The organism is Leptotrichia sp. oral taxon 215 str. W9775, from assembly GCF_000469505.1.
In the GTDB taxonomy this organism is placed as follows: domain Bacteria; phylum Fusobacteriota; class Fusobacteriia; order Fusobacteriales; family Leptotrichiaceae; genus Leptotrichia_A.
The window spans coordinates 1-830 of record NZ_KI272858.1 but is presented as its reverse complement, the minus strand read 5'-3'; the positions used below and the strand labels follow the sequence as shown (position 1 = coordinate 830).

General features: G+C 38.7%; 1 protein-coding gene. It reads right to left on the bottom strand.

The genetic code is table 11. From position 1 onward, the window contains the following. Positions 1 to 2: 2 nt before the first annotated feature. Positions 3 to 830: elongation factor Tu (locus HMPREF1984_RS06795; protein WP_021767210.1), on the bottom strand; the 828-nt coding region annotated here is incomplete at its 5' end.

The window sequence follows — 830 nt, the reverse complement described above, 5'->3', positions numbered from 1 at the left end:
TACTACTTAACGATAGTTGCAACAACTCCAGAAGCTACCGTTCTTCCACCTTCTCTTATCGCAAATCTTAATCCTTCTTCCATTGCGATTGGGTGAATTAATTCTACTGACATTTCTATGTTATCTCCAGGCATTACCATTTCTACACCTTCTGGTAAGTTTACTTCTCCAGTTATGTCAGTTGTTCTGAAATAGAACTGTGGCTTATATCCTGTAAAGAATGGTGTATGTCTTCCTCCTTCATCCTTTGTCAGTACGTATACTTCTGACTTGAATGATGTATGTGGACTTACTGATCCTGGTTTAGCCAATACTTGTCCTCTTTCTACTTCTTCTTTCTTAGTTCCTCTTAATAATGCTCCTATGTTATCTCCAGCCTGTCCTGAATCAAGAAGCTTTCTGAACATTTCTACTCCTGTTACTGTTGTTTTTGCTGTAGGTTTGATTCCAACTATTTCTACTTCTTCTCCTACTTTTACGATTCCTCTTTCTACTCTTCCTGTTACAACTGTTCCTCTTCCTGTTATTGTGAACACGTCTTCAATTGGCATTAGGAAAGCCTGGTCTACTGGTCTTTCAGGTGTTGGGATGTAGCTGTCTACTGAATCCATTAATTCCATGATTCTGTCTTCCCATTGTGCTTCTCCGTTTAATGCTCCTAAAGCCGATCCTTTTATTATAGGTATGTCGTCTCCTGGGAATGAGTATTCTGTAAGAAGTTCTCTTACTTCCATTTCTACTAGTTCTAATAATTCTTCATCGTCAACCATGTCAACTTTGTTTAAGAATACTACGATGTAAGGAACTCCAACCTGTCTTGCAAGCAGGAT